General features: G+C 60.3%; 14 protein-coding genes. 2 read left to right on the forward strand and 12 right to left on the reverse strand.

All coding sequences use genetic code 11. The features are described from left to right. Positions 1–49: 49 nt before the first annotated feature. The 5 genes from AC1MDC_RS14975 to AC1MDC_RS14995 all read right to left on the reverse strand — a co-directional run bounded on the left by AC1MDC_RS14975 (position 50) and on the right by AC1MDC_RS14995 (position 5849). Entirely contained in the window at positions 50–1147 is a 1098-nt protein-coding gene (locus AC1MDC_RS14975; RefSeq protein ID WP_085696931.1) for a polyamine ABC transporter substrate-binding protein, read from the reverse strand. Positions 1148–1334: 187 nt separating this feature from the next. Next, positions 1335–2447, reverse strand: a complete 1113-nt coding sequence (locus tag AC1MDC_RS14980) for a polyamine ABC transporter substrate-binding protein (RefSeq protein ID WP_085696930.1) — start codon at positions 2445–2447, stop codon at positions 1335–1337. 171 nt (positions 2448–2618) lie between these two features. Further along, positions 2619–3983 (reverse strand): aspartate aminotransferase family protein, encoded by a 1365-nt coding sequence (locus AC1MDC_RS14985; protein ID WP_085696929.1) that lies wholly within the window; start codon positions 3981–3983, stop codon positions 2619–2621. Between the two features lie 56 nt (positions 3984–4039). Then, positions 4040–5398, reverse strand: coding sequence for a glutamine synthetase family protein (locus AC1MDC_RS14990; RefSeq protein ID WP_085696928.1), 1359 nt, complete (start codon positions 5396–5398; stop codon positions 4040–4042). Positions 5399–5492: 94 nt separating this feature from the next. Beyond that, complete coding sequence (locus AC1MDC_RS14995; protein WP_227233833.1) at positions 5493–5849, reverse strand: gamma-glutamyl-gamma-aminobutyrate hydrolase family protein; 357 nt, start codon at positions 5847–5849, stop codon at positions 5493–5495. A 278-nt stretch (positions 5850–6127) separates the two neighbouring features. Here AC1MDC_RS14995 and AC1MDC_RS15000 point away from each other — a divergent pair, with 278 nt between their 5' ends. Next, positions 6128–7504 carry a glutamine synthetase family protein gene (locus AC1MDC_RS15000; protein WP_085696926.1) on the forward strand — a complete coding sequence of 459 codons (1377 nt, stop codon included), beginning with the start codon at positions 6128–6130 and terminating at the stop codon, positions 7502–7504. Positions 7505–7622: 118 nt separating this feature from the next. Next, entirely contained in the window at positions 7623–8258 is a 636-nt protein-coding gene (locus AC1MDC_RS15005; RefSeq protein ID WP_480393264.1) for a TetR/AcrR family transcriptional regulator, read from the forward strand. A gap of 143 nt (positions 8259–8401) precedes the next feature. On the opposite strand, the gene AC1MDC_RS15010 is transcribed toward AC1MDC_RS15005, so the two are convergent. The 7 genes from AC1MDC_RS15010 to AC1MDC_RS15040 form a co-directional block, all read right to left on the reverse strand. Beyond that, positions 8402–8617, reverse strand: coding sequence for a TOBE domain-containing protein (locus AC1MDC_RS15010; RefSeq protein WP_065259896.1), 216 nt, complete (start codon positions 8615–8617; stop codon positions 8402–8404). Positions 8618–8644: 27 nt separating this feature from the next. Continuing rightward, entirely contained in the window at positions 8645–9451 is an 807-nt protein-coding gene (gene ssuB / locus AC1MDC_RS15015; RefSeq protein WP_480393265.1) for an aliphatic sulfonates ABC transporter ATP-binding protein, read from the reverse strand. Further along, a complete protein-coding gene (gene ssuC, locus AC1MDC_RS15020; protein ID WP_085702368.1) occupies positions 9448–10230 on the reverse strand; it encodes an aliphatic sulfonate ABC transporter permease SsuC in 783 nt (260 codons plus the stop codon). Before ssuC ends, ssuB begins: the two co-directional genes overlap by 4 nt. A 9-nt stretch (positions 10231–10239) precedes the next feature. After that, positions 10240–11388 (reverse strand): FMNH2-dependent alkanesulfonate monooxygenase, encoded by a 1149-nt coding sequence (ssuD, locus tag AC1MDC_RS15025; RefSeq protein ID WP_480393266.1) that lies wholly within the window; start codon positions 11386–11388, stop codon positions 10240–10242. A gap of 25 nt (positions 11389–11413) precedes the next feature. Further along, positions 11414–12394 (reverse strand): sulfonate ABC transporter substrate-binding protein, encoded by a 981-nt coding sequence (locus AC1MDC_RS15030; protein ID WP_227233840.1) that lies wholly within the window; start codon positions 12392–12394, stop codon positions 11414–11416. 90 nt (positions 12395–12484) lie between these two features. Further along, entirely contained in the window at positions 12485–13078 is a 594-nt protein-coding gene (gene ssuE, locus AC1MDC_RS15035) for an NADPH-dependent FMN reductase (RefSeq protein WP_480393267.1), read from the reverse strand. A 348-nt stretch (positions 13079–13426) separates the two neighbouring features. Further along, complete coding sequence (locus AC1MDC_RS15040) at positions 13427–14065, reverse strand: peroxiredoxin (protein ID WP_085696919.1); 639 nt, start codon at positions 14063–14065, stop codon at positions 13427–13429. Positions 14066–14156: the final 91 nt, after the last annotated feature.

Raw genomic sequence — 14156 nt, forward strand, 5'->3', positions numbered from 1 at the left:
GTGCAGTTCGCCCACGCAAGACGAACCCAGGATAGTTTGTACGTTGAAGCTATTTACCCGACTTGACCTTGGTCCAGCTGCGGGTCATCAAACGCTGAATGTTCGGCGGCAGCTCGATCGACACGTAGGTCTTGTCGAGTACGGCCTGCGGTGGATAAACCGACTCGTCGGTGCGGATGGACTGCTCCATCAGCTTGTCCGAACCCGGGTTGGGGTTGGCGTAACCGACGTAATCACTGACCTGGGCGATCACCTCAGGTTTCAGCAAATAGTTGATGAAGGCGTGGGCCTCTTTGACGTTGGCCGAATCTTTCGGAATCGCCAGCATGTCGAACCACAGCGCGCCACCTTCTTTCGGGATCGAGTAGGCGATGTTCACGCCTTTCTTGGCTTCTTCGGCGCGGTTCTTCGCCTGGAAAATGTCGCCGGAGAAACCGATGGCCACGCAGATGTCGCCGTTGGCCAGGTCGCCGATGTATTTCGAAGAATGGAAGTAGGTCACGTAAGGACGCACCGCCAGCAACTTGGCCGTGGCCTTCTCGTAATCCTTTGGATTGGTGCTGTTGGCGTTCAGGCCCATGTAGTTGAGCACGGTCGGCATCATTTCATCGGCCGAATCGAGGAACGCCACGCCGCAGCTGTGCAGCTTCTTGATGTTCTCCGGCTCGAACAGCACGCTCCAGGAATCGATCTTGTCGACGCCGAGGACTTCCTTGACCTTGTCGACGTTGTAGCCGATGCCGTTGGTGCCCCACAGGTACGGCACGGCGTACAGGTTGCCCGGATCGTTCTGCTCCAGGCGCTTGAGCAGCACCGGATCGAGATTGGAATAGTTCGGCAACTGCGCCTTGTCGAGCTTCTGGAACGCGCCCGCCTTGATCTGCTTGCCGAGGAAGTGGTTCGACGGCACGACCACGTCGTAACCGGTCCGCCCGGCGAGCAGCTTGCCTTCCAGGGTTTCGTTGGAGTCGAACACGTCGTAGACCGGTTTGATCCCGGTTTCTTTCTGGAAGTCGGCCAGAGTGGTCTCGCCGATGTAATCCGACCAGTTATAAATATGCACAGTACCGGCGGCTTGGGCACCGACAGCGAACGTCAGGCCGGCGGCAGCCAGCAAGGCATTGCGCAAAGAAGAAAAAATAGGCAAGTGGAGGTCCTCTGATTTAGTTGGGCCCAAGTTGCCCCGTGCTGCATGACAGTCACGGTTGCCCGGCAACAAAACCGGCGCGCAACTTACCTTCGAAAAACCGTTCCAGCAAAACTTTCTGTCATTTAATTGCACCGCTGGCCGCCCGGATGAAGGCGACGGCCAGCGATGACTGCTTCAAACCGGCTTATTTACCGGATTTGATCTTGGTCCAGCTGCGAGTGATCAGACGCAGGGTGGCTGCGTCCAGATCGCTGATCGCATAGAGCTGCTTCTTCACTTCAGCCGAAGGGTAGATGCTCGGATCGCTGGTGATTTCCTTGTCCACCAGCGCCGTGGCCGCCTTGTTGCCGTTCGGGAAACGCACGGCGTTGGTGATTTCGGCCATCACTTTCGGCTCGAGCAGGTAGTTCATGAACTTGTAGGCGGCTTCGACGTTTTCGGCATCCTTGGGAATGGCGACCATGTCGTAGAAAGTACCGGCACCTTCTTTCGGAATGGTGTAGGCCAGTTTGACCTTGTCACCGGCTTCCTTGGCGCGGGTCTTGGATTGTTCCAGGTCACCCGAGTAACCGACCGCCACGCAGATGTTGCCGTTGGCCAGGTCCGAGATGTACTTCGAGGAGTGGAAGTAGGCAATCGAAGGACGCACTTTGAGGAACAGGTCCTCGGCGGCTTTCAGGTCAGCCTTGTCTTTGCTGTTGGTCGGTTTGCCCAGGTAGTGCAAAGCCGCCGGAATCATTTCGGTCGGAGCGTCGAGGAAGCTCACGCCGCAGCTTTTCAGCTTCTCGATGTTTTCAGGCTTGAACACGATGTCCCAGGAATCGATCTTGTCGATGCCCAGCGCGGCCTTGACCTTCTCCGGGTTGTAACCGATGCCGATCGAACCCCACATGTACGGGAACGCGTGCTTGTTGCCCGGGTCGCTGGCGTCGCCAACGGCCTTGAGCAGGTCTTCGTCGAGGTTCTTCCAGTTCGTCAGCTTGGACTTGTCCAGTTCCTGATAAACGCCGGCCTTGATCTGCTTGGCCAGGAAGTTGTTGGAAGGCACCACGATGTCGTAACCGGACTTGCCGGCCAGCAGCTTGGCTTCCAGGGTTTCGTTGCTGTCGAAAACGTCATAGACGACCTTGATGCCCGTCTCTTTTTCGAAATTGGCAACCGTGTCCGGCGCGATGTAGTCGGACCAGTTGTAAACGTGCAACACCTTGTCGTCCGCCTGAACCGCACCCGCCATCACGCCCATCAGGGACATGGCGAGCAGAGTCTTGCCAGCGAGCTTTTTGCCTAATGCCTTCATGCGTTAATGCTCCAAATTTTCTTTTTTGAACCACTTTGTTCAGCGGCCGAACCCGGACAACTGGAACCGCGACTAGTCTGGCAAGATCCGAGGCGGTCTTTCAAGAAAAGACCAGCCTTTCTGACAGTTCCGAGCGACTTCGCAACAGCTCCATCGCTCTGAGCCTAGCACTTAGCCCTGCAACGCACTCAGGGTCAGATCCAGGCACTTGCGTGCCTTTGTAACCAGCTCGTCGATCTCCGCCTTGCTGATCACCAGCGGCGGCGCGATGATCATGGTGTCGCCCACGGCACGCATGATCAGCCCGTTGTCGAAGCAGAACTGGCGGCAGATCATGCCCACACCCTTGCCTTCGTAACGCTTGCGAGTGGCCTTGTCCTGCACCAGCTCGATGGCTCCCAGCAGACCGACCCCGCGCACTTCACCCACCAACGGGTGATCGTTCAGTTCGCGCAGACGTTTCTGCAAATACGGTGCCGTTTCTTCGTGGGCGCGTTCGATGATTTTCTCTTCGCGCAGAATCCGGATGTTTTCCAGACCCACCGCCGCCGCCACCGGGTGACCGGAGTAAGTGAAGCCGTGGTTGAAATCGCCGCCCTCGTTGAGCACCGCCACCACTTCGTCACGCACGATCAGGCCACCCATCGGGATGTAGCCGGACGTCAGGCCTTTGGCGATGGTCATCATGTGCGGCTTGAGGTCGTAGAAATCACTGCCGAACCATTCGCCGGTACGGCCGAAACCGCAGATCACTTCGTCAGCCACGAACAGAATGTCGTACTTGGCGAGGATTTCCTTGATGCGCGGCCAGTAGGTGTCTGGCGGAATGATCACGCCGCCGGCGCCCTGGATCGGCTCGGCAATGAAGGCACCGACGTTGTCCACGCCGACTTCGAGAATCTTCTCTTCCAGCTGATTGGCCGCCCAGATCCCGAACTCTTCCGGGGTCATGTCGCCGCCTTCGGCAAACCAGTACGGCTGGGCGATGTGGACGATGCCCGGAATCGGCAAGTCGCCCTGTTCATGCATGTAGGTCATGCCGCCCAGGCTCGCGCCGGCCACGGTGGAGCCGTGGTAGCCGTTCTTGCGGCTGATGATGACTTTCTTGTTCGGCTGGCCCTTGATCGCCCAGTAGTGGCGAACCATGCGCAGCATGGTGTCGTTGCCTTCGGAGCCGGAACCGGTGAAGAACACGTGGTTCATGCCTTCCGGCGCCACGTCGGCGATGGCCTTGGCCAGTTCCAGCGCCGGCGGGTGCGCGGTCTGGAAGAACAGGTTGTAGTAAGGCAGTTCGCGCATTTGTCTGGCGGCCGCATCGGCCAGCTCATCGCGTCCATAACCGATCGCCACACACCACAGACCCGCCATGCCATCGAGGATCTTGTTGCCCTCGCTGTCCCACAGGTACACGCCCTTGGCGTTGGTGATGATCCGTGGACCCTTTTCTTTCAGCTGCTTGAAGTCGCTGAAAGGGGCCAGGTGGTGATCGCTGCTGAGGGCTTGCCACTCACGGGTTTGCGGGTTGTTGCTGGTCATGCCAATTCTCCTTGTTATCGGTGAAGGCGCGGCGGCTGGCCACCGCGCCCGGCGTATCAGACGGCGAAGAGCAGGTATTCACGCTCCCAGGAACTGATCACGCGCTTGAAGTTTTCATGCTCGGCCCGCTTGACCGCGACGTAGCCGGTGATAAAGGTCTTGCCCAGATATTTCTCGATGGTCGCGCTGTTTTCCATGCGCTCCAGGGCGTCCTCGATGGTCAGCGGCAGGCGCAGGTTGCGGCGCTCGTAACCACGGCCCACGACTGGCGCGCTCGGGTTGATGCCTTCGACCATGCCGATGTAGCCGCAGAGCAGGCTTGCGGCAATCGCCAGGTACGGGTTGGCGTCCGCGCCCGGCAGACGGTTTTCCACCCGACGGTTCTGCGGGCCGGCGTCCGGGACGCGCAGGCCCACGGTGCGGTTTTCTTCGCCCCACTCCACGTTCACCGGCGCCGAGGTGTCCGGCAAGAAGCGGCGGAACGAGTTGACGTTCGGAGCGAACAGCGGCAGCAATTCAGGGATCAGCTTCTGCAAGCCACCGATGTGGTGCAGGAACAGCTGGCTCATGGTGCCGTCGTCATTGGAGAACACGTTCTTGCCGGTCTCGATGTCGACGATGCTCTGGTGCAGGTGCATCGCACTGCCCGGCTCGCCGGTCATCGGCTTGGCCATGAAGGTCGCGGCCACGTTGTGCTTCAGCGCAGCCTCACGCATGGTGCGCTTGAACACCAGAATCTGGTCGGCCAGCGACAACGCATCGCCGTGACGGAAGTTGATTTCCATCTGCGCCGTGCCGTCCTCGTGGATCAGCGTATCGAGGTCCAGCTCCTGCAATTCGCACCAGTCGTAGACATCTTCGAACAGCGGATCGAATTCGTTCGCCGCTTCGATGGAGAACGATTGGCGACCGATCTCCGGACGTCCGGAACGGCCGACCGGCGGCTGCAACGGATAGTCCGGGTCGTCGCTGCGCTTGGTCAGGTAGAACTCCATTTCCGGCGCCACGATCGGCTGCCAGCCCTTGTCGGCATAGAGTTTCAGGACTTTTTTGAGGACGTTGCGCGGCGACAGCTCGATCGGGTTGCCTTGCTTGTCGTAGGTGTCGTGGATCACCTGGGCGGTCGGCTCGATGGCCCATGGCACCAGGTACACGGCGTTCTGGTCGGGACGGCAGATCATGTCGATGTCGGCCGGGTCGAGCAGTTCGTAATAGATGTCGTCTTCGACGTAGTCGCCGGTCACGGTCTGCAACAGAACGCTCTCTGGCAGACGCATGCCTTTTTCGGCGATGAACTTGTTGGTCGGCGAGATCTTGCCCCGGGTGATGCCGGTCAAGTCGCCGATCATGCATTCGACTTCTGTGATCTTGTGGTCTTTCAACCAATCGGTGAGCTGGTCGAGGTTGTTACTCATAAATGCCTCTGGGCTGAGTCTCCTGACAGATGTCAGGCAATGTTTGACGCACCAGGCGTCGCGTTAAAGGGCCTTGCTCGCGCGCAGTGCCGGCTTACGCCTGGCACCGCGCATAGACAATGAAGGAGGAGCTTACCTGCCCTTTACGCTGGTGTTGCATTTCCTGTGCACATTCCGGGTGTGCAGAATCACGGGCACGGCGACGGACGCGATGCAGGCCGGGAGCGGGAAAGAGATCTATATTGAAAGTAGAACCGTTAAAGAGGATGCCCTCGCACACGTCCGGAATATCGGACGCTGCCGCTCGATCTGCCATGGGCAGGGAGATCGCTGGCACGTTGCAGGCCTTGCGGGCCGTGCTGCGGACGGACGTGTCGCCACTGATGTGATAAGCATGCAGACCGGACTGCAAAGAGCAGTCGGTGACGCCGATTAACGGCAGGCGAGACATGAAGCACCCCGGTATTATTGCTGTTATGGGTTTGACCCGAGCTTAGCCTTGTTCATTTTTTTACACAACACCCCCGTAAAAAATACAACACGGCCTGCTCAAGCCTGCGGGTGGCGCGTCCTTCACGGATAAAAAAATGCCCCAAAGTGCCCCATAAATGCCCTCGTGGCGCTTTTTCAGGGCAGAAAAGGCCTCGCTTGACTTCGGCAGGCCGTTCGGGTTGACTGAAACCAGAAAAGATCAATGATTGATATTTTTAACAACAAAGGTGTTGCATCATGTCGGTACCCCCGCGTGCCGTTCAGCTTAACGAAGCGAACGCGTTCCTTAAGGAACATCCTGAGGTTCTGTACGTTGACCTTCTGATTGCGGATATGAATGGTGTGGTGCGCGGCAAGCGCATCGAACGCACCAGCCTCCACAAGGTTTACGAGAAAGGCATCAACCTGCCGGCCTCTCTATTTGCTCTGGATATCAATGGTTCGACGGTGGAAAGCACCGGTCTGGGCCTGGACATCGGCGACGCCGACCGTATCTGCTATCCAATCCCCGATACCCTGTGCAACGAGCCATGGCAGAAGCGCCCGACCGCGCAACTGTTGATGACCATGCACGAACTCGAAGGTGACCCTTTCTTCGCCGATCCGCGCGAAGTGCTCCGTCAAGTTGTTGCAAAGTTTGACGAGCTTGGCCTAACCATCTGCGCCGCATTCGAACTCGAGTTCTACCTGATCGACCAGGAAAACGTGAACGGCCGCCCTCAGCCGCCACGCTCGCCGATCTCCGGCAAACGTCCGCACTCGACCCAGGTCTACCTGATCGACGACCTCGACGAGTACGTCGACTGCCTCCAGGACATTCTGGAAGGTGCCAAAGAGCAAGGCATCCCGGCCGACGCCATCGTCAAGGAAAGTGCCCCGGCGCAGTTCGAAGTGAACCTGCACCACGTCGCCGACCCGATCAAGGCGTGCGACTACGCAGTCCTGCTCAAGCGTCTGATCAAGAACATCGCCTACGACCATGAAATGGACACCACTTTCATGGCCAAGCCGTACCCGGGCCAGGCAGGCAACGGTCTGCACGTCCACATTTCGGTTCTCGACAAACAAGGCAAAAACATTTTTGCCAGCGAGGATCCCGAGCAGAACGCCGCGCTGCGTCACGCGATCGGCGGTGTGCTCGAGACCCTGCCCGCGCAGATGGCTTTCCTCTGCCCGAACGTCAACTCCTACCGTCGTTTCGGCGCACAGTTCTACGTGCCGAACTCGCCGAGCTGGGGCCTGGATAACCGCACCGTGGCCCTGCGCGTACCGACCGGCTCCGCCGACGCGGTCCGTCTGGAACACCGCGTGGCCGGCGCCGACGCCAACCCGTACCTGCTGATGGCATCGGTGCTGGCGGGCGTGCACCACGGTCTGACCAACAAGATCGAGCCACCGGCCCCGACCGAAGGCAACAGCTACGAGCAGAACGAGCAGAGCCTGCCGAACAACTTGCGCGATGCCCTGCGCGAGCTGGACGACAGCGAGGTGATGGCCAAGTACATCGATCCGAAATACATCGATATCTTCGTCGCCTGTAAAGAGAGCGAGCTGGAGGAGTTCGAACACTCCATCTCCGACCTCGAGTACAACTGGTACCTGCACACCGTTTAAGCGGATTGCAGCAAACGAAAACGCCGTTGGCTTCTCAGCCAGCGGCGTTTTTTTATTGGCCTCTGTGGCAGAGATTCAAGCTCTGCGTACAATGCCCGCTGCCCCGCAGGAGACTTTCATGACGCGTCCCGCCCCCGTCCGCAAACCCCGTGCCCGCAGTCAGGCGCGGATCGATTCGATACTCGACGCCGCACGCACGCTGCTGGCCGCCGAGGGCGTGGCGAGCCTGTCGATCTACAGCGTGGCCGAGCGCGCGCAGATTCCGCCCTCCTCGGTCTACCACTTCTTCGCCAGCGTCCCGGCGCTGCTTGAAGCCCTGACGGCGGACGTGCACGCAGCCTTCCGCGCCTGCCTGCAAGCGCCGATCGACCACGCCGCCCTGCGCAACTGGCGTGACCTGTCGCGGCTGGTCGAAGAGCGGATGCTGCAGATCTACGGCGAGGATGCCGCCGCCCGGCAACTGATCCTCGCGCAACACGGTCTGACCGAAGTCACCCAGGCCGACCGCCAGCACGACCTCGAACTCGGCGACCTGATGCACAAGCTGTTCGATCATCACTTCGAACTGCCGCGCCTGCCGGATGACGTGGATGTGTTCGCGCTGGCCATGGAACTGGGCGACCGCGTCTACGCCCGTTCGGTGCAGCAGCATGGGCAGATCACCCCGCGCATGGCCGAAGAAGGGATGCGAGTGTTCGATGCCTATATCGGGCTGTATCTGCCGCCCTATCTGCCGAAAAGAATCCTTAAATGATCGTTCCCACGCTCTGCGTGGGAATGCCTCCGGGGACGCTCCGCGTTCAGTGACGCGGAGCGTGGGAACGATCACTCGACCGCACTGACCATAAAAAACCCCGAAGGGCTCACACCCTTCGGGGTTGTTTTTTACTCACAGACTTACAACTTGGCGATGGACACCTCGGTGGATTTCACGAAGGCGATCACTTCGCTGCCGACCTCCAGTTCCAGTTCCTTGACCGAACGGGTGGTGATCACCGACGTGACGATGCCGGAAGCGGTCTGCACGTCGATTTCCGACAGCACGTCGCCGAGAACGATCTCCTTGATCGAGCCTTTGAACTGGTTGCGTACGTTGATGGCTTTGATAGTCATGGCACTGATTCCTGTCGTTTGCTTGAGTTATTGAGCCCAACGCAGTTGCGTCGGCAAGGGTGAAACGGGTTCCGGCGCCGGCGGCTCGCCGGGCAGGGACAACACACGATTGAGTACTTCGGTTTCCAGCGCGGCCAGGCGATGTGAGCCTCGTACCCGAGGGCGCGGCAGCTCTATTGGCAGATCGAGACCGATTTCGCCGTCCTCGATCAGAATCACCCGGTCGGCAATCGCCACCGCTTCGCTGACGTCGTGGGTCACCAGCAACACGGTGAAACCATGTTGTTGCCAGAGACGTTCGATCAGTTGCTGCATCTCGATCCGGGTCAGCGCATCCAGCGCACCCAGCGGCTCGTCGAGCAGCAACAGACGCGGTTGATGAATCAGCGCCCGAGCCAGCGCCACGCGCTGCTTCTGCCCGCCGGACAGCGCCGCCGGCCATTCACTGGCGCGATCGGCGAGACCGACTGCATCCAGCGCCTGCAAGGCCTGCGGGCGCCAGTTGTCCTTGAGGCCGAGACCGACGTTGTCGATGATCTTTTTCCACGGCAGCAGCCGCGCTTCCTGGAACATCAGCCGGGTGTCATCCCGGGCATCGCTGAGCGGTGCAGCACCCGCCAGCAGATCGCCGCCGGTGGGTTGATCGAGGCCGGCCAGCAAGCGCAGCAAGGTGCTTTTGCCGCATCCGCTGCGCCCGACCACGGCGACGAACTGCCCCGCCGGAATGTGCAGATCGATGTCTCGCAGCACCTGCCGCGCGCCGAAGGTCTTTCGCAGGTTGCGCACCGCCAGCGGAATCCCGCGCAGCAGGCGTGGAGGTTGTTGAGCGGTCATGCCGCACCTCCTTTCGCCACTTGATACGCCGGATGCCAGCGCAGCCAGACGCGCTCAAGGCCACGGGCAGCGAGGTCGGCCAGCTTGCCGAGCACCGCGTACAGCAGAATCGCCAGCACCACCACGTCGGTCTGCAAAAACTCCCGGGCGTTCATCGCCAGGTAACCGATGCCGGAGCTGGCAGAAATGGTTTCTGCCACGATCAGCGTCAGCCACATGAAGCCAAGGGCGAAGCGCACACCGACCAGAATCGAAGGCAGCGCGCCCGGCAGAATCACCTGCCAGAATAGGCTGAAACCGGACAGGCCATAACTGCGCGCCATCTCCACCAGCGCCGGATCGACGTTGCGGATGCCGTGATAGGTGTTGAGGTAGATCGGGAACAACGTGCCCAACGCCACCAGAAAAATCTTCGCCGACTCGTCGATGCCGAACCACAGAATCACCAGCGGAATCAGCGCCAGGTGCGGCACGTTGCGGATCATCTGCACCGAGCTGTCGAGCAGACGCTCGCCCCACTTCGACAAACCGGTGATGAAACCCAGCACCAGGCCGATGCTGCCACCGATGGTGAAGCCCAGCGCGGCGCGCCAGCCGCTGATTGCCAGGTGCGTCCAGATTTCGCCGCTGCGCACCAGACTCACGCCGGCTTCGATCACCGCCACCGGTGCCGGCAGAATCCGCGTCGACAACCAGCCTGCCGACACCGACAACTGCCACACCCCCAGCAACAACACCGGCAACGCCCAAGGCGCGAGGCTGTGGATAAATTTCTTCATGGCAGCGCCTCAGCTCTGGGACGCGGCTTTGGGAAGAATGTCGTTGGCCACCATCTCGCCGAACGGGCTGACGTAACCGGCGCTTTTCGGCAGTTCCGGGCGCTCGACGTCGAGGTGCGGAAACAACAGCTCGGCCACGCGATAGGATTCTTCGAGGTGTGGATAACCGGAGAAGATGAAGGTATCGATGCCCAGATCCGCGTATTCCTTCACCCGTGCCGCCACGGTCGGGCCGTCACCGACCAGCGCCGTACCGGCACCGCCGCGCACCAGACCGACGCCGGCCCACAGGTTCGGGCTGACTTCGAGGTTGTCGCGGCTGCCGCCGTGCAGCGCGGCCATGCGTTGCTGACCGACCGAATCGAACCGCGCCAGCGAGGCCTGGGCACGCTTGATGGTGTCGTCGTCCAGATGAGAAATCAGACGATCCGCCGCTTGCCAGGCTTCGGCGTTGGTTTCCCGCACGATCACATGCAGACGGATGCCGAAGCGTACGGTGCGGCCGAGCTTGGCAGCCTTGGCGCGAACCTGTTCGATCTTCTCGGCGACTGCCGCGGGCGGCTCGCCCCAGGTCAGCACCATTTCCACTTGCTCGGCGGCCAGATCCTGCGCGGCTTCCGACGAGCCGCCAAAGTACAGTGGCGGACGCGGTTGCTGGATCGGCGGATAGAGCAATTTGGCGCCCTTCACGCTGATGTGCTCGCCGTCGTAATCCACGGTTTCGCCCTCCAGCACACGGCGCCAGATCCGGGTGAATTCCACCGAGGCCTGATAGCGCGCTTCGTGATCGAGGAACAGACCGTCACCCGCCAACTCTTCCGGATCGCCACCGGTCACCAGGTTGAACAGCGCACGGCCGCCGGACAGACGATCCAGGGTCGCGGCCTGACGCGCCGCCACCGTCGGGGAAATGATCCCGGGGCGCAGGGCGACGAGGAATTTCAGACGCTGGGTCACCGGGGTCAGCGAGGCCGCCACCAGCCACGAGTCCTCGCAGGAACGGCCGGTGGGAATCAGCACGCCGCCAAAACCCAGTCGATCCGCTGCTTGCGCGACCTGTTGCAGATAGCCGTGGTCGACGGCGCGGGCGCCTTCGGCGGTGCCAAGGTAATGGCCGTCGCCGTGGGTCGGCAGGAACCAGAAGATGTTGAGGCTCATGGAGTGGTCTCCTTGGGGATTCGAATTACTGGGCCTGGGTGGCCGAGCTTTGGGCCACAGCGGCCGGTGGGGTCCAGATCACGTCCTTGATGCTCAGCGGCTTGGGAATCAGCTTGAGCTGGTAGAAGGTGTCGGCGATTTTCTGTTGTGCGGCGACCACTTCCGGGGTCAGGAACAGCGCGCCGTAACCCTGGCGTTTCACCGAGGTCAGGGTGATGTCTGCCGGCAGGCCGAGCAGCGGCGACACCTGTTGGGTGACGTCTTGCGGGTTGGCTTTGGACCACTCGCCGACGGCGCGCACTTCGTCCACGAGGGTCTTGATCACCTCGGGATTTTTCTGTGCATAGGGTTTGGTCGCCAGGTAGAACTGGTGGTTGTCGACGATGCCTTTGCCGTCACGCAGGGTGTGCGCTTGCAGCTGTTTCTCGGCGGCAGCCTGGTAGGGGTCCCAGATGACCCAGGCGTCGACGCTGCCACGTTCGAACGCGGCGCGGGCATCGGCCGGCGGCAGGAATACGGTTTGAATGTCGGTGTACTTGAGGCCGGCGTCTTCCAGCGCACGCACCAGCAGGTAGTGAACGTTGGAGCCTTTGTTCAGGGCGACTTTCTTGCCCTTGAGATCCGCCACCGATTTGATCGGCGAATCTTTCGGCACGAGGATCGCTTCGCTGTTCGGCGCTGGTGGCTCGTAGGCGACGTAGAGCAGGTCGGCACCGGCTGCCTGGGCGAAGACCGGCGGGGTTTCGCCGGTGACACCGAAGTCGATCGAGCCGACGTTCAGGCCTTCCAGCAATTGCGGGCCGCCGGGGAATTCAGTCCATTGCACGTCGACGCCTTGGGCGGCGAGGCGTTTTTCCAGGGTGCCCTTGGCTTTGAGCAGCACCAGGGTGCCGTACTTCTGATAACCGATTCTTAGCGTCTCGGCTTGAGCTTGAGTGATGGCGCCGAAGGACACAGCCGCAGCAAACAGAGCGACCAGACCACGACGCAAAAATACAGTGCGCATAGCGCTCTCCTTTTTTGCTGTTGGGTTTTGGCTGCACCTGCTTGCCCGTTGGCGGGCGAGTAAGGCCAGTACTTCAAATTTCGATGTGGCTCAAATGCTCCAGCGAGCACTCAACAAACGTTCGTTCAACAACCCCGGCTCCAGTGGCTTCGGCCGACGGGCCATGGCGCTGACAAACTGGTCCAGCGCTTCATGCAACCGCTGCTCCAGCGCCGGTGCCAGCTGCGCCTGGGCACTGCCCTCGCCGTAGGCGATCTGGCTGTCCTCGGCAAAAATACCTTGCAGCATTTCCTGGGCTTTCAATGCCGACAGCACAGGTTTGAGGGCGTAATCGACCACCAGCATGTGGGCGATGCTGCCGCCGGTGGCCATCGGCAAAACAATCTTGTGGTTCAGCGCACGTTCGGGCAGCAGATCCAGCACGGTCTTCAGAGCGCCGGAAAACGACGCCTTGTACACCGGCGTGGCGATCAGCAGGCCATCGGCGTTTTCAATCTGTTGCAGCAGGTGGAGCACCTTCGGGCTGTCGAAGCGGGCGTGGAGCAGGTCTTCAGCCGGAAAGTCCCGCACCTGATAACTCACCACTTCCACCCCTTGCTGCTGCAACCAGCGTTGCGAGCGCTCCAGCAACACCCCGGAGCGGGAACGTTGACCGGGACTGCCACCGAGTGAGACGACCAGCATTCAGAAGATTCCTTGCGCGTTACAGGCGATTCGCGGGTTGCGGTCTCGCTTCAATGACAGTGACCTTACCAGCTCATTTATATATCCATAAATCATATTTATTCATTTGGTTATTCTTTAAAGAGATATGTATTTCACTTTCCTGCGGGCAAAAAAACAGGCCGTGAAAACGGCCTGAAACCCTGCATCGTGTTCGTACTGATCGCTCCCTAGCACTGATGATCGTTCCCACGCTCTGCGTGGGAATGAATCCATGGACGCTCCGCGTCCACTGTGACGCAGAGCGTCACGGGCGGCATTCCCACGCGGAGCGTGGGAACGATCTGCAACGAGGTGTGCCCGGTCAGATCACTTGTTCGGCTGTGGGGTCAGGCGCAGGTAGGGCTTCACCGCGCGGTAGCCCTTCGGAAAGCGTTGCCTGATTTCGTCTTCGTCCTTGAGCGACGGCACGATCACCACGTCTTCACCGTCCTGCCAGTTGGCCGGGGTGGCCACCTTGTAGTTGTCGGTGAGCTGCAGCGAATCGATCACCCGCAGAATCTCGTGGAAGTTGCGCCCGGTGCTCGCCGGGTAGGTGATGGTCAGGCGGATCTTCTTGTTCGGATCGATCACGAACAGCGAACGCACGGTCAGGGTGTCGTTGGCGTTCGGATGGATCAGATCGTACAGATCGGAGACCTTGCGATCGGCGTCGGCCAGGATCGGGAAGTTGACGATGGTGTTCTGCGTTTCGTTGATGTCTTCGATCCACTTGTGGTGCGAATCCACCGGATCGACCGACAGCGCAATGGCTTTCACGCCACGTTTGCTGAACTCATCCTTGAGCTTGGCAGTGAAGCCCAACTCGGTGGTGCAGACCGGGGTGAAGTCCGCCGGGTGAGAAAACAGCACGCCCCAGCTATCGCCCAGCCATTCGTGGAAACGAATCTTGCCGGCGCTGGAATCCTGTTCGAAATCGGGGGCGATATCGCCAAGTCTGAGGCTCATGGTGCGGCTCCTGATGAGTTGTTGGAGACCTCAACTGTAGCTCGGGATTTGTTCTTCTGAAAAAGAATAAATAACGAAATATTTATATCGT

It is taken from the genome of Pseudomonas sp. 1, assembly GCF_056626735.1.